Origin of the sequence: Microbacterium canaveralium, assembly GCF_047238045.1 — a bacterium.
In the GTDB taxonomy this organism is placed as follows: Bacteria; Actinomycetota; Actinomycetes; order Actinomycetales; family Microbacteriaceae; genus Microbacterium.
Genome location: NZ_JBDFMA010000003.1, coordinates 3,205,530 through 3,230,886 on the forward strand (window position 1 = coordinate 3,205,530; position 25,357 = coordinate 3,230,886).

The window sequence follows — 25,357 nt, forward strand, 5'->3', positions numbered from 1 at the left end:
CTCAGGCGCTCCGGGAGGCGAACGGGTCGGCGATGCCGACGTAGACGGTCTCGAGATATTCGTGGATGCCTTCGGCTCCGCCCTCGCGGCCGAGCCCGGACTGCTTGACACCACCGAAAGGGGCGGCGGGGTTGGAAACGACTCCCGCGTTCACGCCCAGCATGCCCGTCTCGAGGCGCTCCGCGAGGCGGAGGCCGCGATCGAGGTCACGGGTGTACGCGAAACACACGAGTCCGTACTCGGTGTCATTGGCCAGTCGGATCGCCTCTTCTTCATCGCGGAAGGTCAGGACGGGGGCGACGGGGCCGAATATCTCCTCACGGAGGATGTCGGCGTCGGCGGGCACGTCGACGAGAACGGTCGGCTGGTAGAAGTAGCCGGGCCCCGGGATGGCGGAACCGCCCACCGCGATGCGCGCGCCCTGCGCGACGGCGCCCTCGACGAGCGAGGCGACCTTGTCGCGGGTGGCCGCGTCCACCAGGGGGCCCACCGTCGAGGTCGGATCGGTGCCGCGGGCCGGAACGAACGCCCCGATCCGCTCCGCGAAACGGCGGGTGAATTCTGCCGCGACCGACTCGTGCACGAGGAAGCGGTTCGCCGCGACGCACGCTTCGCCGCCGTTGCGCATCTTGGCGAGCACGGCGCCCTCGACAGCGGCACCCAGGTCGGCGTCTTCGAAGACGAGGAACGGGGCGTTGCCACCGAGTTCCATCGACACCCGCAGCACCTGCGCGGCCGAATCGGCGATCAGGCGTTGCCCCACGCCCGTGGACCCCGTGAACGACAGCTTGCGCAGGCGCGGATCGCGCACGAGCGGACCGGTGACCGCGCCGGCGTGGGTCGTGGGGATGACGTTGAGCACACCGTCGGGCAGTCCCGCTTCCCGCAGAACCTCGGTGAGCAGGAGGGCGGTGAGCGGCGTCAGCGCAGCCGGCTTCAGCACCATCGTGCAGCCCGCCGCGATCGCCGGGGCGATCTTGCGGGTGGCCATCGCGAGCGGGAAGTTCCACGGCGTGATGAACAGGCACGGACCCACGGGGCGCTGCACGACGAGCAGGCGGTTGCGGCCATCGGGCGCCGCGGCGTACCGGCCGGAGATGCGCGGCGCCTCCTCGCTGAACCAGCGTAGGAACTCCGCCCCGTAGGCGACCTCCCCGCGCGCCTCGGCGAGGGGCTTGCCCATTTCGAGGGTCATCGCCAGGGCGAAGTCCTCGGCCCGCGCGGTGACGAGGTCGAACGCGCGCCGCAGGATCTCGGCCCGTTCGCGCGGGGCGGTCCGCCCCCACGACTCCTGGGCCCGATGGGCGGCGTCGAGGGCCGCGTCACCGTCGGCGATGCTCGCGTCGGCGACGGTCGTGAGGACGTCGCCGGTCGAGGGGTCGATGACGTCGAACCGGTCACCGTTCGACGAAGCCCGCCACGCACCGTCGATGAACAGGTCGGTGGGGAGCGACGCGATGAATGCGCGTTCGTCGGTCATCGCGCGACCTCCGCGGTGGCGGCGGCCCGACGCAGCGGCTCGCCGAGCAAGTCCTCGTAGAGGCGGAACGGGGCCATCTCACCGGCGCGGTCGCCGTACATGGCCTTCGCGCGCCGGAACTGCTGGTCGACGAGACCCGAGAGCTCGTACGGCATCCCGACCGAACGCGCGAGGTCGACGGACAGGCCGAGGTCCTTGCAGGCGAGAGCGAGGGCGAAACCCTCGTCGTAATCCCCGTGGTCGAGGATCGACAGCACGTCGTGTTCGACGAAGTTGCTGTTGGCGGGACTGGCGACCAACGCACGCCGCAGCACGTCGAGGTCGACCCCGGCCTTCACCCCGATGGAAAGCACCTCCGCGGTGGCGATCAGGTGCGAGAACCAGAGCTGGTTGATCATGAGCTTGACGGCGTACCCGGCGCCGTGGCCGCCGACGTGCAGGATCCGCTCCGGCTCGCCCATCGCCTCGAACACCTCGCGCAGGCGTGCGACGTCGGCCTGGTCGCCCCCGATGAAGATCTGCAGCGTCCCGTTGGCGGCGCCCACCGACATGCCGCTCACCGGCGCGTCGAGGATGTGCAGGTCGGGACGATCGGCGCGGGCACGGTCGGCCACGTCGGGGACCGACGTCGACATATCGACCCACGTGCCACCGTCGGGCAGCGCGGCGAGAAGACCGTCGGGCCCGCGGAGCACCTGGTCCACGTGGCGGGGGGTCGGGAGCATCGTGATCACGAGATCGGCTCGGGATGCCACCTCGGCGGCGGTCTCCGCCCACAGTGCGCCTCGCGACACCACTTCTGCAGCCGCCTCGGGCCGCACGTCGGTGACGACCAGGGGGAAGCCGGATGCCTGCAGGTTGCGGGTCATACCGCTGCCCATACTGCCGAGGCCGATGAATCCGACGGTAAGTGTGCGCTTCGTCACGGGATCAGTCCTTGAGATCGTGGATCGGGGGCGAGCGCTCCTGCGGCTCTCGTCTTCGAGCCCGCCAGTGGCGACCGCACCGCCACCATAGATCGAGGATGCCTTAAGAACATCTCTTGATGTGAATATGGCAACGGGTTAGTGTTCCGGCCATGACCGATCATGCACCGGCGCCCCGTCGCAACTCGTCCGGCCTTGCCCGCGATGTCGAGATCCTCGAGATCCTCGGCTCAGCCGAAGCCGTGGCCGGTGGTGGCCTCGGAGTGTCGCGGGTGGCGCAGCTCACCGGCCGAGACAAAGCCGTCGTGTCGCGCAGCCTCGCGACACTCGCCGATGCCGGGCTCGTCGATCGAGACGAGAACACGCTGGCGTACCGCCTGGGCGCGCGCCTCTACGCAATGGCCGCCCTCACTGTGGAGAGCACCCTCACCCGCGAGTCGCAGCCGATCCTCCGCCGCGTCGCCCAGCGAGCCCGCGAGACGACGCATCTCTGCGTGCTCCGCGGCGGCAACGTCCTCACCATCGCGAGCGAACTGAGTCCGCACGAGTTCCGAACCGCCGGGTGGGAGGGCGTCACGACGGCGGCGTGGCGCACGCCGTCGGGGCGGGTGCTTCTCAGCGACTGGGATGACGACTCCCTCGAGCGGTGGTACGCCGAACACGGTCAGGACCAGGCGATCGTCGGCCCCGTCCCGCCGCACGCGGCGGGCTTCTCGGTCCTGCCCAGTCCGCCGGCGGATCGCCAGGTCGTTTCCGATCTCGCGAGCCTGCGCGCCGAGCTCGCTCGCATCCGCGCCACCGGATACGCGTTGCTCGACGAAGAACTCGAGCTCGGAGTCGTCGGGGCGAGCGCCCCGGTGCGGGACTTCACCGGTCGCATCGTCGCCGCCCTCAACGTCAGCGCACCGAAGACCCGCATCGGGGATCGCCTGGAAGGGCTGGCACGGTTCGTCGCCTCCAGCGCGAAGGACCTCTCGCGCTCCATCGGCTTCGCGCCACCCACCGCAACTCCTTAGCCTTTGCCATATACGCAACACCGGTTGAAGATAATCAATCCCCCGCCCTACAGTCAGCCGCAGCCGTGATCCACGGCCCCATCTCGATGAGGAGAGGAGTGCGACGCATGTCCGACTTCGACCTCGGCGGGCTCCTCACGTTCTGGAGCCGCCGCAGCGACGACATCGCCGACCTGGTGCTTCAGCACGTCGCGGTCGTCGCGCTGAGCATCGTCATCGCCGCCGTGATCGGCATCGCCATCGGCATCGGCGTCTGGAACCGCCCGGTGTCGCGATCGCTGACGATCGCCGCAGCCGGCGTCGCCCTGACGATCCCCTCGCTCGCGCTGCTCGCGCTTCTCACCCCGGTCCTCGGTCTCGGGTGGACGCCCACGGTGTTCTCGCTGGTGTTCTACTCGCTCCTGCCCATCGTCCGGAACACGGTCGTCGGCCTTCGCGAGGTGCCGCCGGCGATCATGGAATCCGCCAAGGGAATGGGGATGTCACCGGGCCGCATCCTTCTCTCGGTGCAGCTGCCGATCGCGTGGCCCATCATCCTCACGGGCGTCCGCGTGGCGGCGCAGCTCACCATCGGCATCGCGGCGATCGCGGCCTACGTCGCCGGACCCGGCCTCGGCCAGTTCATCTTCAAGGGACTGTCGTCACTCGGCTCGAAGAACGCGCTGAACTTCGCGCTGACCGGAACCCTGGGCGTCATCGTCCTGGCACTCCTCATCGACGCCGCCTTCGTTCTCATCACCCGCGTCACCACCTCAAGGGGGCTCCGTGTCTGACACCACCACCACTTCCCGCACGTCCACGGCGGACGCGTCCTCGGGGGTCGGCATCCGCCTCGAAGCCGTGACCAAGGTCTACCCCGGCCAGTCGGCCCCCGCCGTCGACGCCTTCTCGATGGATGTCGACCCCGGCGAGCTCATCATGTTCGTCGGCCCGTCCGGCTGCGGGAAGACGACCACGATGAAGATGATTAACCGCATCATCGAGCCCACCTCGGGCACCATCTCCATCGATGGTCGTGACGTCCTCTCCCTCAACCCCAACGAGCTGCGCCGGCACATCGGCTACGTCATCCAGCAGATCGGACTGTTCCCCCACATGACGATCGGAGAGAACATCGCCGTCGTCCCGAAGCTGCTCGGATGGTCGAAGAAGCGCACCGCCGACCGGGTCGAGGAGTTGCTCGAGACCGTCCAGCTCAGCGGGGATTTCGCCGCACGGTACCCGCGCCAGCTCTCCGGTGGTCAGCAGCAGCGCGTCGGCGTCGCCCGCGCCCTGGCTGCCGATCCGCCCGTGATGCTCATGGACGAGCCGTTCGGCGCCACCGACCCCATCACCCGCGAACGCCTGCAGGCGGAGTTCCTCCGGCTCCAGGAATCCATCGGAAAGACGATCATCTTCGTCACGCACGACTTCGACGAGGCGATCCGGCTGGGCGACCGCATCGCGGTGCTGTCCGAACGCAGCCGCATCGAGCAGTTCGACACCCCCGCGGCGATCCTCGCCGCTCCGGCGAACGACTACGTGCGGTCGTTCATCGGGCACGGCGCGGCGCTCAAGCGCCTCGCCCTCATCCCGGTCGCGGACGCCCCACTGGGACCCGCGGGGGATGCCGGATCGGTCACGGTCGCGCTCACCGACAACCTCCGCGATGCGCTGGACCTCCTCGTGCTGCACGGCTCATCCACGGTCACCGTCGTCGACGGCGACGGACGGCCGCGCGGCACCCTCTCGATCGAGCGGATCTCCGCCGCCCTCGGAGTCGAGGTCACCGACCTCTCCCCGCACCCGGATGGCGCACGATGACCACCGTCACCACCGAGACGCAGAGCATCGGCGCCGCGCGCCTGGCCGCCACCCGCGGGGCACGGCGAGGAAAGCGGATCTGGCGCCGATTCCTCACGCCCGCGATCGTCGCCCTCATCCTCGGCGCTCTGGCCCTGTGGGTGTCGTCGCTGACCCTCGACTCGATCGAGCAGCGCACGCTCAACGCCGACTACCTCTTCCTGCGCATTGGGGAGCACCTGAGTCTCACGGTCGCCGCATCGGCACTGGTGGCCGTGCTCGCGATCCCGGTCGGCATCCTGCTCGCCAAGACGCCGTCGCGTGCCGTGCGCGGGTTCGTCCTGGCCCTGGCCAACATCGGTCAGGCAACGCCCGCGGTCGGCGTCGTCATCCTGCTCGCGATCATCTGGCAGACGGGATACACCACGGCGCTGGTCGCGCTCGTCATCTACGCGTTCCTGCCCGTGCTGCGGAACACGATGATCGGCATCGAGCAGGTCGACGGAGCCATTCGCGAGTCCGCCCGAGGGATGGGAATGACCCCCGCCCAGGTGCTGGGCCGGATCGAGCTCCCTCTCGCCGTGCCGGTGATCCTCGCGGGGCTCCGGACGGCGCTGGTGTTCTGCGTCGGCGTCGCCACCATCGCGACCTTCATCAACGCCGGCGGACTCGGCGACATGATCGTCAACGGCCTGAAGCTCCAGCGCTACCCGGTGCTCGTCGTCGGGGCGGTCCTCGTCGCCTGCATCGCCCTTCTCATCGACTGGATCGCCGGCCTCGCCGAAGACCTGCTCACCCCCAAGGGGATCTGATCCCCACCGTTCCACCTGCACCACTCACCGCACCACACCCCAAGGAGACACAATGAAGCGTCGCCCGCTTCTCTCGCTGACCGCCGTCGCGGCTCTCGGCGCCCTCGCCCTCACCGCCTGTTCGGGAGGCTCCGGCTCTGCCGGGTCCGCCGCGGGCGGAAGCGACGAACTCGCCGGTCTCACCGGTCAGATCGGCTCCAAAGACTTCTCGGAGCAGTACATCCTCGCGTACATCACGACGGAGCTGCTTAACGCCCGGGGCGCCGACGTCGAGGCCAACACCAAGCTCGTCGGCTCAGCGAACGTCCGTCAGGCCCTCGAGAACGACGAGTTCCTCGGGTACTGGGAGTACACCGGCACGTCGTGGATCACCTACAACGGCAACACGGCGCCGGTTCCCGGTGCCGAGGCCCAGTTCGACGCGACGAAGAAGGCGGATGCCGCCAAGGGAATCGCGTGGCTCGATCCCGCCCCGCTGAACAACACCTACGCCTTCGCCATCCGCGCGGACAAGGCCGAGGAGCTGGGTGTGAAGACCCTCTCGGACGTGGCCAAGCTCCCGGCGAACGAGCAGACGTTCTGCATCGAGAGCGAATTCTCCACGCGCGACGACGGCTGGCCGGGACTCAAGGCCGCTTACGGCCTGAACGTGCCGGACTCGAACGTCGCGCTCCTCGACACGGGCGTCATCTACACCGCCACGCAGAAGGGCGATGACTGCAACTTCGGTGAGGTGTTCCAGACCGACGGGCGCATTCCCGCGCTGGACCTGGTCGTTCTCGAGGATGACAAGGAGTTCTTCCCGGTCTACCAGGGGGCGTTCACGCTCAAGCAGTCGACCCTCGACGAGTACCCGGCGATCGCCGACGTCATCGCCGAGATCTCGCCTCTGCTCACCACGGAGGAGATGCAGAAGCTCAACGCGAAGGTCGACGTCGACGGAGACGACCCCGAAGACGTCGCGACCGACTGGCTGAAGGAGCAGGGGCTCATCGGATGACCGCCGACGTGCAGATCGGCGAGAGCTTCGTCGGCGAGGGAGCGCACGCCGCCCACATCAACACCGTGCTCGGGCACCGCGACGGACCCGTCGGCACGGCGTGGGCGACGGCGCTGGCCAGCCCCAGTGCGGGCCACGTCCCCTTCGTGGCCGTCCTGCGTCCCTCACTTCCGGTGAAGCCGCTCACGCTCTTCGTCACGAAGTCTGCGCCCGAGAACGACGCCCATGGGCTGTTGATCTGGGGACCGGCGCAGGCGGGGGTGGCATCCGGAATCGCGGACGCCGTCGCGGACGGCGAGATCCCGGCCGAGTGGGCCGATTCGCACGCGGTCATCGCCGCCGTCTGGGTCAACCCCGCGGCCACCGACGCCGAGCAGATCTATCGCAACAACCGCCAGGCGGCCCGCGAGGCGATCCGCAACGGCGCGCGGTCGCTGCCGGCGACGGAGGAAATGCTGGCCGCGCGCGCCGAGCCCTGGAACCCCTTCTTCACGCCCGCGTCCTGAGCGGTTCGAAACGGCCCCACCTTCGGGTGGGGCCGTTTCTCTTTCCACAGGCCACGCACCCGTCAGGCCGGCACGGGCTCCCGCACTGCCGCCGGCGGAATGGATGCCACGGGCTCATCCGCGCACGAGAACCGGGCGCGGTAGGCGGTCGGGGTGAGTCCCATCGTGCGGGCGAAGTTCTGCCGCAGCACGGCCGCGGAACCGAAGCCGCACTCGGCGGCGATGCGATCGAGGCCGAGGGTCGTCTCCTCGAGGAGGCGCTGCGCGTGCAAGAGTCGCTGTCGCGCCAGCCATGCCGCGGGTGTGGCACCGAAGTCGGCCTTGAAGCGGCGCGCGAACGTGCGCGGCGACATGTGTGCGCGTGCGGCGAGCCGCTCGACCGGAAGGTCGGCGTGGAGGTTCTGCAGCATCCACTCGGTGACCGGCGCGAGAGACAGCGACGTGTCGACGGGGAGGGGCGCGGCGATGAACTGGGCCTGGCCGCCGTCACGCTGCGGCGCCACCACCATCCGCCGCGCGATGCGGTTGGTGAGCTCGGCGCCGAGCTCCTGGCGCAGGAGGTGCAGGCACGCGTCGAGCCCCGCAGCGGTGCCCGCACTCGTGATGATGTTGCCCGCCTGGACGTAGAGCACGTCGGGATCGACCTCGATCCGCGGGTACATCCGGGCCATAGTCTCGGCGTATCGCCAGTGCGTGGTGGCACGGCGACCGTCCAGCACGCCGGCGTCAGCGAGGACGAACGAGCCGCTGCACACGCTCAGCAGCCACGCACCCCGTGCGTCGACGCGACGGACGAGCTCCGTCACGCGCTCGTCGATGGCACCCCATTGAGCCCGCGGCACGGGCGCGAGCACCAGGACGTCGACGTCTTCGGCGGCATCGAGGCCGAGTTCGACATTGATCGAGAAGCCGATGTTCGACGGTACGACCCCCGGGTCCGGACTCACGATCCGGAAGTCGAAGTTCGGGATGCCGTCATCACTGCGGTCCAGTCCGAACGCCTCGCACGCGAGACCGAACTCGAACGGCGCGAAGCCGGGCTGGACGACGACGGCGACCGAGCGCATGAATCCTCCGGGTGGCAGAAATACGACGAATGACGTCCATCATGCCACTCGTGGGCATGATTCGTACGGACGTAGCTTATCTGCCATGGCATACCTCATCGCTCTCGGCATCCTGTCCCTCCTCGGCGTCGTCGCAACGCTGTGGCTGATCCGCAGTGACGGCTACGGCCCCGTGCCCGTCGACGAGTCGCGGCGGGTCGTTCCCGAGCCCGCGCCGGCCGACCCTGTCAGTGCTCCGCTGACCCCGGAGCCGGCCCCACGTCGGCGCAGCTTCGCCCACCGACCGGCGCGCAGCGCACCCTGAGTATCGGCTCCGTGTCTGCGCGACACCCTTGCGGGGCCGGCGGGGCCTTGTTTGCGTGGAGAGGTCAGAACCTCATCCCCCCGAGAGGAGCACGACCATGAAGAGCAAGATGAAGAAGCCGCTGCTGTCGGCTCTCGCGGTGTCCGCCGTCGTCGCCGGCGCCGCTCTGGTACCGTCCGCCGCGCACGCTCAAGTGCATGCCGGGATCTTCCTGGACGGCAAGGACGAGACGACCACGATGTGGAACGTGACGAACGGTCCCCTGCCCGGCGAGCCCACGCCGGTGTACGGCAACGCGATGCCCTCGTTCCCCGCGGGCAAGCAGTTCGCAGGCATCGAGAACGGCTACGCCGAGAAGAAGTTCCTCGTCACCGAGACCCCGGGCGTCGAGGGTGGAGTCGCGACGTGCGTGGATGCCGGATCGATCACGTTCGTCGATTCGGGGACGTCGAAGGCGTGGATCGCCCGCTCGCCCGTCGACTACACGTGCAACGTCGGCGAGTCGATCCGGATCACCTGATCTGGCAGTTCTCCTCGGCGGGTCGTGGCGACACGGCCCGCCGCTCGTTTGTGCGGCTCCTCAGGCCCGAACGCGTTCGTAGACCTCGACCATCGCGGCTGTGCGCGACGATTGACGGAACCGCTCCCCGATGGTGGGATCCACCGCGACCGGCGACCCCGCCGCGATGTCGGCGGACGCACGACGCAGCGCCTCGGCGAGCGCCAGGACCGTGGCATCCGGAACACTCCAGACACCGGCGCCCAGTTCAGCGGCGATGTCCGGGTCGCTGACGACGGCCGGCGTCCCGAGCGACGCCGCCTCGAACACCGTCATGCCCTGCGTCTCGAAGCCGATCGACGTCTGTACGACCGCGTCGGCCTCGGCGAGACGCTCAAGCGTCTGGGCGTACGGCATCCGGCCCGAGAACCGAATGGATGCCACCGGCCGCGAGCGCTCCACGAGGCGTCGCGCCGTGCGGAGCTGCGCTCCGCCGCCGATCACCTCGACATCCGCGTCGATTCCGGACGCGGCGACCGCCTCGAGGAAGGGCAGCAGCCGCTTCTCGGGACTCATCCGGCCGATCCACACGAAACGCGGACGTCCCGGGCGGCGTCCGGCGGGACCGGCGGCAAGCGCCGCATCGAGGATGTCGTCGTCGATGCCGTTCCACACGACGTCGACTCCCGAGGCCGTGCCGACGCCCGTGGCGGGCGCGCGGCCGCTCCCCGACGCGCTGCCGACCCCGGACGCTGAGCCACCGGCCGGAAGGGCGCCGTGCGCCTCGAGGCGTCGGGCGAAATGCGCCGAGGGTGCCGTGACCGCGGTCGAGAGCCGCGCGAGGCGCCGTAAGTAGGCCCAGCCGTCGTGGCCACCCTCGCCGCCGCGGCCCGGAATCGCCCGGCGCAGAGCGCGCCGCGCCCACGCGTTGAGCACTCGCAGCACCAACCCCGGAAACGGCGCCGTCGCCTCGATCCCGACGTCGACACGGTTGTGCATGGTGTGCACGACGGGCAGCCCGTGCCGCGCGGCGTAGCGGTGGCCGATGAACGCTCCCCAGAAGTCGGCTTGCACGTGCACGACGTCGACGGGGGGACGGCCCGCCATCGCGGCATCCACGAAACGATCGGTCCGGATGCCGGGCCACGACAGGGCGTACTCCCGGTCGGGGGTGACCGGGATCGACGGGAGATCGACGTAGGCGGTGTCGGCGGGGACGGGACGGTGCATCCGCGGGGCGACGACGGTGACGGTGTGCCCGGCGCGCTCGAGGAACCGCCGCTGCAACCGCATGGACACTTGCGCACCGCCCAGCGACTCCACGTGCTGGTCGGCGAACATCACCACGTGCACAGGGTCACTCCGGCAGGGGGCGTCCGCGGTACAGCGCCTCGAACGTGTCGAGTGTGCGGCCGATGTCGTGCACCTTCACCCCTTCGAGCGAGGCCTGCTGCATGCGGCGGCGGTCGTCGGGCGAGGCGGTGAGGACGTCGGTCAAGCGCGCGGCGAGCTCTTCGACGTTCCCGGGCTCGAACAGGTAGCCGTTCTCGCCGTCGTGGACCAGGTGCGGCAGGGCGACAGCGTTCGCGGCGACGACCGGGAGACCGGATGCCATCGCTTCCATCGTCGCGATGGACTGCAGCTCGGCGATCGAGGCGATGGCGAAGACGCTGGCCCGCGTGTACAGGGCGCGGAGCTCTTCTTCGGAGGCGTGCCCGTGGAACGTGACGCGGTCGGCGACACCCAGCTGCTCGGCGAGCTGCTCGAGGGTGCGACGCTGGTCGCCACCGCCGACGATGTCGAACGTGGCGTTCAGTGCGGGATCGAGCTGAGCGAGCGCGCGGAGGACGATGTCGATCCCCTTCTCGGTCGTGAGGCGTCCGACGAAGAGGATGCGGTTCGCGTCGCGCGGCTCGAAGTCAGGGGTGTAGTTGGAGCGGTCGATGCCGCACGAGACCGGGATGACGCCCGTGATGTCGATCGTCGACTCGAGGAAGTCCGCCGCGCGGCGCGTGGGGGTGGTGACGGCGCGCGTGAGGGCGAACGTGCGCTGGGCGTCGGCCCACGCGAGCTTCACGAAGATGCGGTCGAGAGAGTCGGGGAGCGTCGTGAAGTCGAGGATGTTCTCGGCCATCACGTGGTTCGTCGCGACCACCGGGATGCCACGCTTCCGCGCCTCGCGCGCGAGTCCGCGCCCGATGATGATGTGGGACTGGATGTGGACGACGTCGGGCTTCACCTCGTCGAGCACCCGCCGGGCGTAGTGCTTCGACCGCCACGGCAGGACGAACGTGAGCCAGTCGTGCGGCAGGAACCGCCAGGAGGGCAGCCGATGCATCGTCATCGGCTCTCCCTCGATCACTTCGGTGAAGACGCCGGTGTTGCGGTGGCCGGCGCTCGGGGCCATCACGTGGACGTCGTGGCCGCGCGCCACGAGCCCCGCGGCGAGGCGCTCGGCGAAGCGTGCCGCACCGTTGACGTGCGGGAGGAAGGTGTCTGCTCCAATGAGGACCGTCAGAGGGCGGTCATCCGAAGATGAGGGGGCGGGCGTCGCAGGAGTGGTCACGGGTGGTGAGGCCTATCTGTGCGGCGGAACGGGTCGCACTGTGCGGTGCATGCGCCCCTCAACTGTACCCGAGGGGGTTCGGGGGACCCCGGATGCCGAGGCGCTGAGGCATGGGCGATACCGGGACGCGTCCGGTTCCGGGGTGGCTGCCTTGGGCACGCGCCGCGTCGTGTTCGGGCGGGTCGCGCGCCGCGTCATGTGTGGAGCGGGGCACGCGACGCGTCGCGTTTGGGGCGGAATTCTCCGTTGGGGCGGAGAAATCACGCCCCAAACGAAGAATCCCGCCCCAAACCCACCGCCGCGAGGTCAGCTGCGCGCGACGCTCGGGTCGAGTTCGGGTGCGGCCGCCTCGTCGCCCGCGGCGCTCTCGAACTGCGACTGGTACAGGCGCCAGTAGGCGCCGTGCGCCGTGATGAGCTCGTCGTGCGAGCCCTTCTCGACGATGTCGCCGTGCTCCATCACGAGGATGAGGTCGGCGTCGCGGATCGTGGAAAGCCGGTGCGCGATGACGAACGACGTCCGGCCCTCGCGGAGCGCGGCCATCGCCTGCTGCAGCAGCAACTCGGTGCGGGTGTCGACCGACGAGGTCGCCTCGTCGAGGATCAGCACCGACGGTCGCGCGACGAACGCCCGCGCGATGGTGATGAGCTGCTTCTCGCCCGCGGAGACGTTTGCGGCATCCTCGTCGAGGACCGTGTCGTACCCCTCGGGCAGCGAGTGCACGAACTGGTCGACGCGGGTGGCCACGGCGGCCTCCACGATCTCGTCGTCGGTCGCCGACTCGCGGCCGTACCGGATGTTGTCGCGGATGGTGCCCGCGAAGAGCCACGGATCCTGCAGCACCATTCCCGTGCGAGAGCGAACGTCATCGCGGCGCAACTCGCCGATGTCTTGCCCGTCGAGGAGGATGCGTCCGCCGTCGAGTTCGTAGAACCGCATGATGAGGTTCACCAGCGTCGTCTTACCGGCACCGGTCGGGCCGACGATCGCGACCGTCTGACCCGGCTCGACACGGAACGACAGGTCACGGATGAGCGGCCGATCGGGCGTGTACGAGAAACGGACCGACTGGAACTCGATGACGCCGCGTCCTTCGACGTGCGCGGGGGCGTCCGCGGCATCCGGCTCCTGCTCGTCGGCGTCGAGCAGCGCGAAGACGCGCTCGGCCGAGGCGGTGCCGGACTGGACGACCGCGGCCATGCCACCGAGCTGCGACAGCGGCTGCGTGAACTGTTGCGAGTACTGGATGAACGCCTGCACGTCGCCGAGGCGGATCTGACCGCCGGCGACCATGAGACCACCGAGGACCGCGATGCCGACGTACGTGAGGTTCCCGACGAACATCATCCCGGGCATGATCATGCCCGACAGGAACTGGGCGCGGAAGCTCGCCTCGAACAGCTCGTCGTTCTCGACCTCGAACTTCTCGCGCGCGTCCTTCTCGCGGCCGAAGACCTTCACGAGCGCGTGACCCGAGAACGACTCTTCGACGCGGGCGTTGAGGCGGCCGACCTTCTTCCACTGCTCACCGAAGGCCTTCTGCGAGCGCGGGCCGATGACGCCGAAGATCACCGCCATGAGCGGCAGCGAGACGAGCGCGACCAGCGCGAGCTGCCAGGAGATGCTGAACATCATAATGAGCACGCCGACCACGGTGAGCACCGAGGTGAGGGCGCTCGAGAGCGACTGCTGCATCGTCTGAGTGATGTTGTCGATGTCGTTCGTGACGCGCGAGATCAGCTCGCCGCGCTGCACCTTGTCGAAGTACGCCAGCGGCAGACGGTTGATCTTGGCCTCGACGTCTTCGCGGAGGCGCCACATGGTGCGCACCATGATCACGTTGATGACGTAACCCTGGATCCACGACAGCAGCGACGAGCCCACGTAGATCGCGAGCACGGTCACGATGACGACGCGCAGGGCGTCGAAGTCGACACCGGCGCCCACCTGGAAGTTGTCCATCGCCGAGACGATGTTCGCGACGTCTCCCTGACCCGAGGAGCGGAGGGCGTCGACGACCGTCTCTTTCGGCGTCCCCTCCGGGAATCCCTGGGCCAGCGACTTCGAGACCACTCCCTCGAAGATGATGTTGGTGGCGTTGCCCAGGATGCGCGGCGCGAGCACCGCGAGCACGACACCAACGGCCCCCAGGAACGAGACGAAGGCGAAGGTCCATGCGTGAGGCCGCAGCAGGCCGATGAGTCGCCGGAAGCTCGGCCCGAACGCCGACGCCTTCCCCGGCGCGACGCTGTTCCAGTCGCCGGAGTTCTGGCGCGCCTGCTCGGCGAGTTCGAGCTCGGCGCGCTCCTCTTCCGTGAGGGCATCGGGAGTGCTCATGCTTCCACCCCCAGCTGCGACTCGACGATCTCGCGGTAGGTGGGGCTCGTCTGGACCAGCTCGTCGTGCGTGCCGAGTCCGACCATGCGCCCGTCTTCCAGGACGACGATGCGGTCGGCCCCGGTGATCGTGGAGACGCGCTGCGCCACGACGATCTTCGTGACGTCGGGTAACTCGTCCCACAGCGCTTTTCGCAATCGCGCGTCCGTCGTGAGGTCGAGGGCCGAGAACGAGTCGTCGAAGACGAGCACGCGGGGGCGATGAACGATCGCTCGGGCGATGGCGAGGCGCTGGCGCTGCCCACCCGAGACGTTCGTGCCGCCCTGCGCGATACGGGCGTCCAGGCCGCCCTCCATCTCTCGGACGAAGTCGCTGCCCTGCGCGATCTCGAGCGCGCGCCACAGCTCGTCGTCGGTGGCGTCCTCGCGGCCGAAGCGGAGGTTGGAGGCGACCGTGCCGCTGAAGAGGAAGGGCCGCTGCGGCACCAGACCGATGCCCCGCCACAGTTCGTCGAGGTCGGCCTCGCGCACGTCGACCCCGCCGACCCGCACGGCGCCGCCGGTGACGTCGAACAGGCGCGGGATGAGGGAGATGAGGGTGGTCTTGCCGGCACCCGTGGAACCGACGATCGCGACGGTCTCGCCCGGGGCGGCCGTGAAGCTGATGCCCGACACGACGGGGGCTTCGGCACCGGGGTACGAGAAGGCGACGTCGTCGAACACGACCTCGCCGGGGGCGGGGAACGCGGCGACCGGGTTCGCGGGGCGCTCGAGCGTCGAGGTGCTGTCGAGGACCTCGCCGATGCGCTCGGCCGACACCGCGGCGCGCGGGATCATCACCGTCATGAAGCTTGCCATGAGCACGCCGCCGAGGATCTGCGCGACGTACTGGATGAAGGCGAACAGCGTGCCGATCTCGACACCACCGGCATCCACCTGGATGCCACCGAACCAGATGACGCCCACCACGGTGACGTTCAGCACGAGCATCGCCAGCGGGAACAGGAGGACGAAGAGCGACCCCACCTTGCGTCCGACGACGAGGATGTCGGTGTTCGCCCCGCGGAAGCGCTCCTCTTCGATGCGCTCGCGCACGAACGCCCGCACGACGCGGACGCCGGTCAGCTGCTCGCGCATGACGCGGTTCACGGCGTCGAGCTTGGTCTGGTAGCTGCGGAACAGCGGCACCATGCGCGCGATGATCAGCGCGACGAGCACGAGCAGCACCGGGACGGCGACGCCGATCAGCCAGCTCAACCCGACGTCCTGCTGCAGGGCCATGATGATGCCGCCGATCGCGAGGAGCGGCGCGCTCACGAGCATCGTCGCGCCCATCATCGCCAGCATCTGCACCTGCTGGACGTCGTTGGTGTTGCGCGTGATGAGCGAGCCGGCGCCGAACTGCGACAGCTCGCGCTCGGAGAACCCGCTCACGCGTTCGAACACGTCACGGCGGATGTCGCGCCCCGCGGACATCGCGGCCCGCGCGGCGAAGTAGGTGGCGATCACGGATGCCACGATCTGGCCGAGTGATATGACCAGCATGAGCGCCCCGCGCGACCAGATGTAGCCCGTGTCACCCCGGGCGACGCCCTGATCGATGATGTCGGCATTCAGGCGCGGCAGGTATAGCGTCGCGACGGCCGACGCCGCCTGGAAGAGGAGGATGGCGACAAGCAGCCAGCGATATCGTGAGAGATAGCGGATGAGGAGCTTTCCGAGCACGGCGTTCTCCGGGTGTCAGATCGGTGCGGTGCGACCACCGCGAGATAAGAGTGGCACGAACCTCCGACATCGCGAGAGTGCTTCCGCGGAGGGCGTACGTCGGCCCCGGCAGGCTGGCATCCCGGCTCGTAGGCTAAGTGTCATGCCTCGACTCCAGGCCGACGCCCCCGCCGACCTCTGGGTGCCCGTCACCGGCTCGCTCGGCCTGCGCGGACGCCGACACCGCAAGGCCGCGATCCGCATGCTGCTGACGCAGGCGAACCGCGCCGTCGGCGCGACCGAGCGCCCCGGCAGCGGGCTCTTCGCCTGGGTGGCGAGCCAGGCCGCACCGTTGCTCATGCGCCGAGCCGCGGGCCGCGTGCTCGTGTGGGTGTGGCGGAGCGACCCCGACCTGCTCGTCGTGATGGCGCAGCTGCAGGAGGCGACGCCGCAGCTGCGCGCCGCCCGCGCGATGATGCCGATGGAGTACGACGACACCGAGGCCTTCCGCAATCCTCACCTGGGGGTCGGCGAGAAGCTCGCGATGCCGCTCCCCTCCGACGCGCGCACGCCGCCGTTCGCGACCTACACGTGGGACACCGGGGCCCATTTCGTCACCGTCACCGCGGTGTGCGCCGACCGCCAGCGCTTCGGCACGGTCATCGGCGCCGTGGACGACCTCGCTCGCACCCTGCGCGTGGTCGACGACCTGCGGGTCGGTGAGGCAGCGACCGTCCTGCGACTCGATCCGGCGTGAGCGCTGAACGGAGCGCGTTCGTGATGTCGCAGAACCGGTGGCGGTATCGGTCGGGGCGGCTCATCGAAGACCCTCGCGGTGACGGCTCGGGCTGATCCCTCGAGCCGAGAGAGATCGTGAGGAACCGTACCGCGAGGGCAACGGCGCCGCCGCTACAGGGTGACGCGACCGACGAGATTGACCTTCACGCCGATGTGGTCGAACATCGCCGCCTTGGCGAGGAGCGCACGGTCGGCGGTTTCCGCATCCGGGGCGTAGACGACCTGGGCGTGGTTGGCCTTGTGCCGAGCCATGAACTGATCGCGGTCGATGTCGTGCAGGACGACATGGGCGATCGGCCATTCGGGGTTCGTCATCTCCTTGCGGCGACGGGTCTCTTCCTCGGGCAACTCGATCACCGAGCCGCGAAGGAGGTCCACTTGCAGGATGCCGTCCGCGAGGAACACCCGCGAGATCACCACCTCGCCGGGCCGGGAGACACCGTTGATGGTCGCCCCGCCGGCGGGGAAGAACACCTCACCCTGGCGCCATCCCTCGGCGTGGTCCCATCCACCCAGGTGCGAGGCCGGGACCGACCCCGAGATCTCGTAGACCCAGACGAACCGGCCCTCGTAGTCTTCACCCCACCGCACGTCGTGCAGCGTGTTGTCTGGTACCAGGCCCATCGCGCGCCAGATGCGGTCGGTGATCAGCGCATCGACGGCGACACCCTCGTCGGCCTCGTTGAAGTGCGGGAGGGCTCGTCCCGCGAAGAGTTCACGCTGTCCATCGCGGGAGAACACCGGCGGGCGGTCCGTCGTGTTGAGGATTCCCTCCGCCAGATCCGAGGCGGGCACGAGGTCCTTGAGCCCCTGCTGGTACTGGATGCCGACGGCATCCACACCGAAGTCATCCGCGATGCGCACCGCGGCGATGTACATCTTCAGCTGCCACTGCACCTGATCGCGCGTGAGCTCGGTCGCGGGGTCGGCGCCGAACCGGAACACCATGCCCGCCGACGTCAGCCAGTCGAACGTGGCGTCCGCCTCGGCATCCTCCACACGCAGCATCTCGGCGTAGAGCGCCGACTGCGACAGCCGCTCCTTGTAGATGCCGATCGGGTTGAGCAGCTCGTCGTCGAAGATCGCGTTGTACATGCCCATGCAGCCCTCGTCGAACACGCCGATGATCGCCTTGTCCAAGAGCAGTTCGGCGCCCAGCGCGCGGCCGAGTTCCACCTCCGGAGTCTCGGGGAGGGCGGGGAGCGTCCGGACGTGCGAAACGTCGTGGGCGATGCGGCCGGTCGCGATCCACTCCCGGAGACGGGATCGGAACCAGTCGTCCGTGAAGTCGACCGACCACAGTGTCGAGTGCTCCTTGCCCATCTTCGCCAGCCCCGCGTTGAGCCCCAGCAGGCCCACGAGTCCCGGCCACTCGCCGGCGAAGTTCGCCAGCGTGAGGACGGGTCCGCGGTGGGTCCGGAGTCCGGCGAGAACGTGGTGCGAGTACTGCCACACCGCCTCGGCGACGATCAACGGCGCATCGGTCGGGATGCCGGTGAAGACCTCGAGGCCCATGCGCTGGCTCGAGATGAAACCGTGTCCGGTCGCGGGATCGACGTCGTTGGCGCGCACCACCGTCCATCCCTCCTCGGCGAAGGCGGCGCTGATGGCTCGCTCCATCGCCTCCTGCGTCGGCCAGCCGGCGACGTTCGCCGACTCGCGCAGATCACCCGAGGCGATCAGATAGGCGGTGGATGCCGGCGCCTCGGGGCGGGGACGGAGTTCGGGCAGGGTGTAAGGGTTCAACGCGTAGTCCTTTCGTCGGGAGGCGCGGGGATGCACGGCGGGGCTCGTCGTCAGTGCACGCCTGCGAAGCGCTCGATCTGTTCGCGGGTGCCGTATGACGCGGCGGCTCCGCGGTGGGCGACCGCGTATGCCGCGGCCTGGGTGGCCACCGCAGCGGAGGTGGCCAGATCCGCCCCGGCGGCGAGCCGGGCGGCGAGGGTGCCGACGAACGCGTCGCCGGCCCCGGTGGTGTCGACGACCTCGACCGAACGGGCGGGCAACCGCTGCGTGCCGGCCGCCGTGCGCACGACCGCTCCGTCGGCACCGAGAGTGACGACGAGGGAGCATGCGGGCAATGCCCCGGCCTCCGCCGTCGGATCGATACCGAGTTGTGCGGCCTCGATCTCGTTGACGACCAGGGGATCCGCGGTCGCAAGCGTGTCACCGCCCACCTCGACGAAGGGCGCGAGGTTCAGGACGAACCGGGCACCGACTGCGCGGCACGCGGCGGCGACGGCGTCGATGACCGCCCGCGACACCTCGCCCTGCACGAGCACGACGGTCTCGGCGGCCCAGTGGCCCGCGGCCTCGCGAACCATCTCGGCGTCGATCACGGCGTTGGCCCCGGGATCGACGAGGATCAGGTTCTCGCCGCGGGGGTCGACGACGATGAGCGCGCGCCCCGTGGACCCGGGGACCGTCCGCACGCCGTCCACGTCGACGCCGTGGCCGCGGAGGCTCCGCAGGGCGTCGTTGCCGGTGGCATCCTGACCGACGGCCCCGACGAGGGCGACGTCCGCCCCGGCGAGGGTCGCGGCAACCGCCTGGTTCGCCCCCTTGCCTCCGAGACCGCGGAGGACAGGGCCGGTGAGCAGCGCCGTCTCCCCCGGTACGGGCCACGACGCCACGGGCAGTGTCTCGTCGGCGTTGATGGAACCGACGACGACGACCGTCGCGGTCACCGGTACGTGGCCACGACGCGCTCGATCTCCGCGAGCGCGGCGTCATCGGGCGCGGCCAGCGCCATACGGCAGACTCCGTCCGCGACGCCCATGATCCGGTAGGCGGCCTTCATCCGTGCCATGTCACCGCCGATGACGGCCACGACATCGTCGACCGCGGCCTGCGCACGAGCGAGCGCGTCCGCGTCGTCTCCGTCTGCGGCGCGGGCGAGATCGCGGAACGGCTTCGGCAGCACCGACGACACCCCGGACACGACGCCCTGCGCCCCCGACTCTCCGGCGGCCACGAGCTCACGGTCGGCACCGGTGTACAGCACGAAGTCGTCGGGCACGACCGCGCGGTACGCGGCAAGCTCGTCGAGCGAGAGCTCGCTGACCTTCGCTCCGACGACCGCGGGCAGTTCGGCCAGGCGCGCCAGAAGGGCTGGCGAGACCGGGATGCCGCTGCGCTTCGGGTACACGTAGACGTACAGCGATCCATCGCCCACCGCGTCGGCGACCTGCGTGAAGTAGTCGTAGACCGCTTCTTCCGTGGCGGGGAGGTAGTACGGGGTGAGGGCGGCGAACTCCGTCACCCCGAGCTCGCGCGCGACACGGACGCGGCGGACGGCCTCGTAGGCGCTGGGCTGCCCGACATGCGCGATGACCCGCAGGTGGCCGGAGAGCTCGTCGACGGCCATCGACACGAGCGTGCGGAACTCGTCGTCGTCCACGGCGGGGAACTCCCCGGTGGTCCCGAGGACGAACGCGCCCTCGTTTCCCGACCGGGCGACGTAGCGGAAGATCTCGCGGCTCCCGTCGACGTCGAGGGCGCCGTCGGGGCGGAAGCTGGTGGGGATGGCGGTGACGATGTCACGACGGGACATGGTGGACCTTTCGGCTCGGATCAGGCGTAGGAAGAGTTGGCGGCGGGGGTGACGACGAGCTCGTTGACGCACACGCGCGCGGGCAGACCCGCAAGCCAGGCGATCGCCTCGCCGAGGTCGTCGGGACGCAACATGAGCCCGCGCGCTTCGGCGGAGGGCGGGTCGGGGCGGGTGTCGAGGATGTCGGTGGACACCTCACCGGGGCACAGGTGCGTCGCCGTCACGCCACCGCGTCCTTCCGCGGCGTTCAGGGTCTCCGCGAGAACGCCGAGCGCCGCCTTGCTCGCCGAATAGGCGGCGCCGGCCCCCGGCGAGAAGCGCCATGCCGCCCACGACGAAACGAGGACGATCCTGCCCTCACGTCGTTCCCGCATCGCGGGCAAAACGGCGTGGATCGCACGAACGGCACCGTGGAGGTTGGCATCCATGACGTTCTCGATGTCCGCGGGCTCGACCGAATCCCAGAACCGCTGCCGCACGTTCGTCCCGGCGCTGTAGACGAGCGTGCCGACGGGGCCGTGACGGTGGGCGATCGCCTCCGCCGTCGCGAGAACCGCGGACGCGTCCCCGACGTCGAGGGCCGCGGCGGAGGCGGACCCGCCCGCGGCGCGCACCCGGTTCACGACGCGGTCGAGTTCACCTTGGCGTCGCCCGGACACGATCACATGCCGGTCTGCCAGGGCCAGCGCCCACGCGGCGGCCTCGCCGATGCCGGAGCCGCCCCCGATGATCCAGGCGGTTGATCGAGGCACGCGTCAGCCCTTCGTTGCGCCGGCGGTGAGACCGCTGACGACGTACTTCTGCGCGATGAGCGCCACGATCATCACGGGCACCGTGATGACCACCGCGGCCGCCATGAGCCCGCCCCAGTCGACGGCGGCGTAGCTGGTGAAGTTGACGATGGCGACGGGGAGCGTCCTGGTGCTCTGGCTGGAGAGCACGAGCGCGAAGAGGAAGTTGTTCCAGCTGAAGATGAACGACAGGATCGCCGCCGTCGCGACACCCGGCACCGAGAGAGGAAGGACGACCCGAACGAAGGCCCCGATCCGGCTGGTGCCGTCGATCTGAGCGGCCTCCTCGAGCTCGACGGGGATGCCATCGAAGAAGCTCGACATGATCGCCACGACGAGCGGCATCGTGACGAACAGGTGCGTGAGGATCAGCACGGTGTAGGTGCCCACCAGGTGCACCTGCGAGAACAGGAAGTACCAGGGGATGAGCAGGCTCACACCCGGGATCACACGCGCCATCAGCAGGAACGCGGTCGTGCTGCGCGCCTTGTACCGGGCGATGCCGTACGCCGCGGGCACGCCGACGGCCAGGGCCAGGAGCGTCGCCCCCGCGCCGACGAAGATGCTGTTGCCGATGATGGGCAGGAAGTTCTGCGCGCCGAACACGGTCCCGTAGTTGCCAAGGGTGGGTTCGAAGGAGAACGTCTTGGATGGGTCGACGACGTCGAGGTTGCGCTTCAGGCTCGCCAGGAACATCCAGATCAGCGGGACCAGGAACGACAGGACGACCACGGCGATCGCGACGACGCGGGCGACACCGCCGACCACGGCGGCCGGCCGAGGGCGGCGGCGCTTCGGGATGGGGGACCCCGCGGTCGAGGGCGATGCGGATGCCGAACGACGGGTGGTGGCGGAGGGAGTCAGGGTGGCGCTCATGAGCGGGCTCCTCGATTTCGCAGGATCGCGAGGGCGAGCAGGACGACGATGATCAGGACGAAGAAGAGCATCAGCAGGGCCGATGCCTTGCCGTACTGGGAGAACTGGAACGCCTGCCCGTAGGCCAGGATGTTCAAGGTCTCGGCCTCGTGGCTGGACCCGCCGCCGATGCCCTTGGTGGCGTAGATGATGTCGAAGGTCTTCATCGCGTCGATGGACCGCAGGATTGCGGCAGCGGCGATCACCGGAGCCAGGAGCGGCAGGGTGATGTGGCGGAAGCGCTGCCAGGCGTTCGCGCCGTCCACGCGGGCCGCCTCGTCCGGCTCCTCGGGCAGAGTGGACAGCCCCGCGAGCAGGATCAGGATGACCATCGGAGTCCATTGCCAGACATCGATGAAGATCAGGGTGTTCAGCGCCATCGACGGGTCGGAGAGCCATCCCTGCGGCGGCAGTCCGAGGAAGCGCATCACGACGTTGGCGAAGCCGATGGAGGGCTCGAAGATGAGCAACCACATCATGCCGACCGCGACGGGCGTGGCCACCAGGGGCAGGAGGATGAAGACGCGCACCAGGCTCTGACCGCGGAACGTCTTGCGTAGCAGGAGCGCGATGGCCAGACCGAGGACGATCTCGAGGGCGAGGGCCATGCCGGTGAAGTAGGCGGTGCGCCCGACGGCCGGCCAGAACCGCTCGGTGTCGGTCAGCCAGCCGATGTAGTTCTCGAACCCGACGAACCGGAACGGTCGTGAGACGGCTCCCGCGGAGTCGGTCATCGAGAGGAACACGGTGTAGCCGATCGGGAAGGCGATCAGCAGGGCGATGAACACCACCGACGGGGCGATGAGTATCCATTTCAGATGCGCGTCGATCCAGTCGACGGCTCGGGTCGCGGGGGTGACGCGACGGCGTGAGGCGGTGAGGGTCGCCATCGTTCCTCTTTCGGTCGGGGACGGGGCCCCGGCGGCGTCGCCGGGGCCCCGTCAGGTCACTTCTCGGAGTCGAGGAGGTCCTGGAACTGGGAGTTGGCGGATGCCGCTGCCCCGGCGACGTCCCCTCCTTCGATCGCGGTGATCACGGGGCCGCCGACGATCTCGCGCGCCGCCGCGACCTGCTCGAGGCGCGGACGGTCATGGCCGACGCCGTGGTCGGCGACGTTGCGGACGATGTCGACGAGTCCGGCAGGGAAGGACGCCACGGCGGCATCGTCGGCCCACGCCGACTGTCGCGCGCCCGGAACGGTCTCATTGGCGAGCAGCCACGTGGTGTTCTCCTCGTTGGTCACCCACTTGATGAAGTCCCACGCGGCATCCTTCTTGGTGGAGAACTCGTTGATACCGACCGTCTGGGAAACGATGTTGTAGAAGTGGGAGCCCGCGGGACCCGCCGGGAACTGAGCGAAGCCGACGGTGTCGACGACGCTGCTCTTGCTCGAGTCGAGGAAGGTATAGGCCTGGCTGTCGGCGTCGATGTAGAACGCCGCCTTGCCCTGGGCGAACAGCGCGGATGCCTCGACCCAGCCCATGTTGGTTGCTCCGGGAGGGCCGTACTTGCTGAGCAGGTCGCCGTAGAGCTGGATGGCCTCGACCGCCTCGGGCGTGTCGATGCTGGCGTTACCGTCCGCGTCCTGGAAGTCGGCGCCATAGCTGTACAAGAACGACGACAGTTGCGTCACCAGCGGCACGCGCGAGCCGCGCATCGCGATGCCGTACACGCCGGCGTCGGGCTTGTTGAGAGCGGCGACGGCCGACTCGAGCTCGTCGAGTGTCTCCGGAACCGGGATGCCGGCCGCCTCCAGGAGGTCGGTGCGGTAGTAGACGATCTGGCGCTCGGTCATGACGGGGACTCCGTAGACGGTGCCGTCGAGCTGCACCGCGTCGCGGGCCGCCGGCTGGAAGTCTTCCCAGTTCCACGCGGCATCCGAGGAGACGTAGTCGGTCATATCGGCGAGCCAGCCGTTGCGCGAGAACTCCCGCATCACGTCCTGCACCTGGAACGCCATGACGTCGAAGTCGGAGGACGACGCGTTGAGCTTGACCTTGTAGTTGTCGTTGAGCTGCTCGTTGCCGTAGGCCTCGATGTTGACGGTGATCCCCGTCTCGTCCTTGTACTTCGTCGCGAGCGTCTTCACCCCCTCGACCCAGGGGCTGTTGGCGGCCACGACGGTGATCTCGGAGACGGGGGCGTCATCGCCGCCTGCTCCGCCGGCGCATCCGGTCAGCGCGAGTACGACGGCGCCTGCGGCGGCCAGTCCCGCGACGACGCGTCGGGTGTGCGGTGTAGTGAACATCGGTGTTCCTCTCGGGGTGTGTGATTGCAGCAGGAGTTATGCGACGAGCGCCTCGGGAAGGCGCCCGGCGAAGACGTCGACGATCGCCCGGGCCGTGGCCAGGCCGATGCGCTCGTACGCTTCGCGGCTGTCCGCCGCCGCGTGCGGCGCGACGACAACGTTCGGGTGAGCGAAGAGGGGGTTCTCGGCCGAGGCGGGCTCGACCTCGAAGACGTCGAGGCCCGCGCCGGCGACGCGACCGGATGCCAGACCCCGCACGAGCGCGGCCTGGTCGACGAGCCCACCGCGCGCGGTGTTGATCAGGATCGTGCCCTCGCGCATCGCGTCGATGAGGGTGTCATCGACGATGTGGTGGGTCGCGGCGGTGTGGGGCGCGTGCACGCTGACGATGTCGACGTCAGCGACCGCCGCAGCCGCGCTGTCCGCGAGGCGGACACCTAGTCGCGCGGCGGCGGCCTCGTCGGCGAACGGGTCGTACGCGGTGACCGCGACGTCGAAGCCGTGCAGACGGCGGGCGACGAGCTGAGCGATCGCGCCGAATCCGATGAGGCCGATGGACTTGCCTGCCAGTTCGCGTCCGACGAAGCGGTCCCAGCGGCCGGCCTTCGTCGCAGCATCCATCTCGGGCAGACGGCGCAGCACGGCGATCATGAAACCGATCGCCAGTTCGGCCACCGCGGCGGCGTTGCCGCCGGGGACGTTGACGACGTGGATGCCACGGATTCGCGTCTCGTCGAGGTCGATGTTGTCGAGGCCGACACCGAGGCGCGAGATGATCTGCAACCGGTCGGCGTGGGCGAGGGCGGCGCTGTCGTAGACCTCCACGCCCGCGACCGCGGCGTCGGCGCCGGCGAGAAGGGCGTGCAGCTCGGGCTGCGTCCACGGCACCGTCGCCTCGTTCTCGACGAGGGTGAACCCGTGGTCGAGCAGCAGCTGCCGACCGGAACCGCACAGCTCGGCGTAACGCACGGGTCCGACGATCACGGTGCGGCCGTCACCGACGGCGGAGGAGGCGGAGGTCATCTTGCGGAGCCCTTCTGGACGGCGAGGGGAT

The 25,357-nt window shown here is 69.4% G+C and carries 24 protein-coding genes; 9 read left to right on the forward strand and 15 right to left on the reverse strand.

The genetic code is table 11. The features are described 5' to 3' along the window. Window position 1 precedes the first annotated feature (1 nt). Together ABC271_RS16250 and ABC271_RS16255 are read right to left on the reverse strand one after the other, a co-directional pair. Window positions 2-1,480 carry an NAD-dependent succinate-semialdehyde dehydrogenase gene (locus ABC271_RS16250; RefSeq protein WP_412925875.1) on the reverse strand — a complete coding sequence of 493 codons (1,479 nt, stop codon included), beginning with the start codon at window positions 1,478-1,480 and terminating at the stop codon, window positions 2-4. Beyond that, a complete protein-coding gene (locus tag ABC271_RS16255; RefSeq protein ID WP_412925876.1) occupies window positions 1,477-2,406 on the reverse strand; it encodes an NAD(P)-dependent oxidoreductase in 930 nt (309 codons plus the stop codon). Before ABC271_RS16255 ends, ABC271_RS16250 begins: the two co-directional genes overlap by 4 nt. Window positions 2,407-2,558: 152 nt before the next feature. On the opposite strand from ABC271_RS16255, the gene ABC271_RS16260 reads away from it, so the two are divergent. The 6 genes from ABC271_RS16260 (at window position 2,559) to fae (ending at window position 7,522) form a co-directional block, all read left to right on the forward strand. Then, on the forward strand, window positions 2,559-3,422 hold the full coding sequence (locus tag ABC271_RS16260) for an IclR family transcriptional regulator (RefSeq protein WP_412925877.1): 864 nt from the start codon (window positions 2,559-2,561) through the stop codon (window positions 3,420-3,422). A gap of 107 nt (window positions 3,423-3,529) precedes the next feature. Next, entirely contained in the window at window positions 3,530-4,195 is a 666-nt protein-coding gene (locus ABC271_RS16265; RefSeq protein WP_412925878.1) for an ABC transporter permease, read from the forward strand. Next, window positions 4,188-5,225, forward strand: a complete 1,038-nt coding sequence (locus ABC271_RS16270) for an ABC transporter ATP-binding protein (RefSeq protein ID WP_412925879.1) — start codon at window positions 4,188-4,190, stop codon at window positions 5,223-5,225. The genes ABC271_RS16265 and ABC271_RS16270 overlap by 8 nt, the downstream gene beginning before the upstream one ends. After that, window positions 5,222-6,016, forward strand: coding sequence for an ABC transporter permease (locus ABC271_RS16275; protein ID WP_412925880.1), 795 nt, complete (start codon window positions 5,222-5,224; stop codon window positions 6,014-6,016). Before ABC271_RS16270 ends, ABC271_RS16275 begins: the two co-directional genes overlap by 4 nt. Window positions 6,017-6,068: 52 nt before the next feature. Next, window positions 6,069-7,016: a glycine betaine ABC transporter substrate-binding protein gene (locus ABC271_RS16280; RefSeq protein ID WP_412925881.1), complete on the forward strand. Its 948-nt coding sequence runs from the start codon at window positions 6,069-6,071 to the stop codon at window positions 7,014-7,016. Then, window positions 7,013-7,522 (forward strand): formaldehyde-activating enzyme, encoded by a 510-nt coding sequence (fae, locus tag ABC271_RS16285; protein ID WP_412925882.1) that lies wholly within the window; start codon window positions 7,013-7,015, stop codon window positions 7,520-7,522. The genes ABC271_RS16280 and fae overlap by 4 nt, the downstream gene beginning before the upstream one ends. Before the next feature lie 62 nt (window positions 7,523-7,584). Here fae and ABC271_RS16290 read toward each other — a convergent pair whose 3' ends face one another. Further along, entirely contained in the window at window positions 7,585-8,589 is a 1,005-nt protein-coding gene (locus ABC271_RS16290; RefSeq protein ID WP_412925883.1) for a GlxA family transcriptional regulator, read from the reverse strand. Between the two features lie 85 nt (window positions 8,590-8,674). Here ABC271_RS16290 and ABC271_RS16295 point away from each other — a divergent pair, with 85 nt between their 5' ends. Both ABC271_RS16295 and ABC271_RS16300 read left to right on the forward strand, forming a co-directional pair. Further along, window positions 8,675-8,893, forward strand: a complete 219-nt coding sequence (locus ABC271_RS16295) for a hypothetical protein (protein WP_412925884.1) — start codon at window positions 8,675-8,677, stop codon at window positions 8,891-8,893. A gap of 97 nt (window positions 8,894-8,990) precedes the next feature. After that, window positions 8,991-9,413 carry a hypothetical protein gene (locus tag ABC271_RS16300; protein WP_412925885.1) on the forward strand — a complete coding sequence of 141 codons (423 nt, stop codon included), beginning with the start codon at window positions 8,991-8,993 and terminating at the stop codon, window positions 9,411-9,413. A 60-nt stretch (window positions 9,414-9,473) separates the two neighbouring features. On the opposite strand, the gene ABC271_RS16305 is transcribed toward ABC271_RS16300, so the two are convergent. From ABC271_RS16305 to ABC271_RS16320, 4 genes are all read right to left on the reverse strand, one after another. After that, window positions 9,474-10,745, reverse strand: coding sequence for a glycosyltransferase family 4 protein (locus tag ABC271_RS16305; protein ID WP_412925886.1), 1,272 nt, complete (start codon window positions 10,743-10,745; stop codon window positions 9,474-9,476). A gap of 4 nt (window positions 10,746-10,749) precedes the next feature. Beyond that, window positions 10,750-11,958: a glycosyltransferase gene (locus ABC271_RS16310; protein WP_412925887.1), complete on the reverse strand. Its 1,209-nt coding sequence runs from the start codon at window positions 11,956-11,958 to the stop codon at window positions 10,750-10,752. A gap of 306 nt (window positions 11,959-12,264) precedes the next feature. After that, a complete protein-coding gene (locus tag ABC271_RS16315) occupies window positions 12,265-14,295 on the reverse strand; it encodes an ABC transporter ATP-binding protein (protein WP_412925888.1) in 2,031 nt (676 codons plus the stop codon). Beyond that, window positions 14,292-16,019, reverse strand: coding sequence for an ABC transporter ATP-binding protein (locus ABC271_RS16320; RefSeq protein WP_412925889.1), 1,728 nt, complete (start codon window positions 16,017-16,019; stop codon window positions 14,292-14,294). The genes ABC271_RS16315 and ABC271_RS16320 overlap by 4 nt, the downstream gene beginning before the upstream one ends. A 142-nt stretch (window positions 16,020-16,161) precedes the next feature. On the opposite strand from ABC271_RS16320, the gene ABC271_RS16325 reads away from it, so the two are divergent. Then, window positions 16,162-16,755 carry a hypothetical protein gene (locus ABC271_RS16325; protein WP_412925891.1) on the forward strand — a complete coding sequence of 198 codons (594 nt, stop codon included), beginning with the start codon at window positions 16,162-16,164 and terminating at the stop codon, window positions 16,753-16,755. Window positions 16,756-16,907: 152 nt separating this feature from the next. Here the strand turns inward: ABC271_RS16325 and ABC271_RS16330 are convergent, their stop codons facing one another. Genes ABC271_RS16330 through ABC271_RS16365 form a run of 8 tightly spaced genes read right to left on the reverse strand, consistent with a single transcriptional unit; the run spans window position 16,908 to window position 25,326 of the window. Then, window positions 16,908-18,542 carry a fucose isomerase gene (locus ABC271_RS16330; RefSeq protein ID WP_412925892.1) on the reverse strand — a complete coding sequence of 545 codons (1,635 nt, stop codon included), beginning with the start codon at window positions 18,540-18,542 and terminating at the stop codon, window positions 16,908-16,910. A 50-nt stretch (window positions 18,543-18,592) separates the two neighbouring features. Then, window positions 18,593-19,483: a ribokinase gene (locus tag ABC271_RS16335; protein ID WP_412925893.1), complete on the reverse strand. Its 891-nt coding sequence runs from the start codon at window positions 19,481-19,483 to the stop codon at window positions 18,593-18,595. Further along, window positions 19,480-20,349 carry a dihydrodipicolinate synthase family protein gene (locus ABC271_RS16340; RefSeq protein WP_412925894.1) on the reverse strand — a complete coding sequence of 290 codons (870 nt, stop codon included), beginning with the start codon at window positions 20,347-20,349 and terminating at the stop codon, window positions 19,480-19,482. The genes ABC271_RS16335 and ABC271_RS16340 overlap by 4 nt, the downstream gene beginning before the upstream one ends. 20 nt (window positions 20,350-20,369) lie before the next feature. Then, a complete protein-coding gene (locus ABC271_RS16345) occupies window positions 20,370-21,101 on the reverse strand; it encodes an SDR family oxidoreductase (protein WP_412925895.1) in 732 nt (243 codons plus the stop codon). 3 nt (window positions 21,102-21,104) lie between these two features. Further along, a complete protein-coding gene (locus ABC271_RS16350) occupies window positions 21,105-22,016 on the reverse strand; it encodes a carbohydrate ABC transporter permease (protein WP_412925896.1) in 912 nt (303 codons plus the stop codon). Next, complete coding sequence (locus ABC271_RS16355; RefSeq protein WP_412925897.1) at window positions 22,013-22,945, reverse strand: carbohydrate ABC transporter permease; 933 nt, start codon at window positions 22,943-22,945, stop codon at window positions 22,013-22,015. Before ABC271_RS16355 ends, ABC271_RS16350 begins: the two co-directional genes overlap by 4 nt. Before the next feature lie 56 nt (window positions 22,946-23,001). Further along, window positions 23,002-24,303, reverse strand: coding sequence for an ABC transporter substrate-binding protein (locus ABC271_RS16360; protein WP_412925898.1), 1,302 nt, complete (start codon window positions 24,301-24,303; stop codon window positions 23,002-23,004). A 36-nt stretch (window positions 24,304-24,339) separates the two neighbouring features. Continuing rightward, window positions 24,340-25,326 carry an NAD(P)-dependent oxidoreductase gene (locus ABC271_RS16365; protein WP_412925899.1) on the reverse strand — a complete coding sequence of 329 codons (987 nt, stop codon included), beginning with the start codon at window positions 25,324-25,326 and terminating at the stop codon, window positions 24,340-24,342. Window positions 25,327-25,357 lie beyond the last annotated feature (31 nt).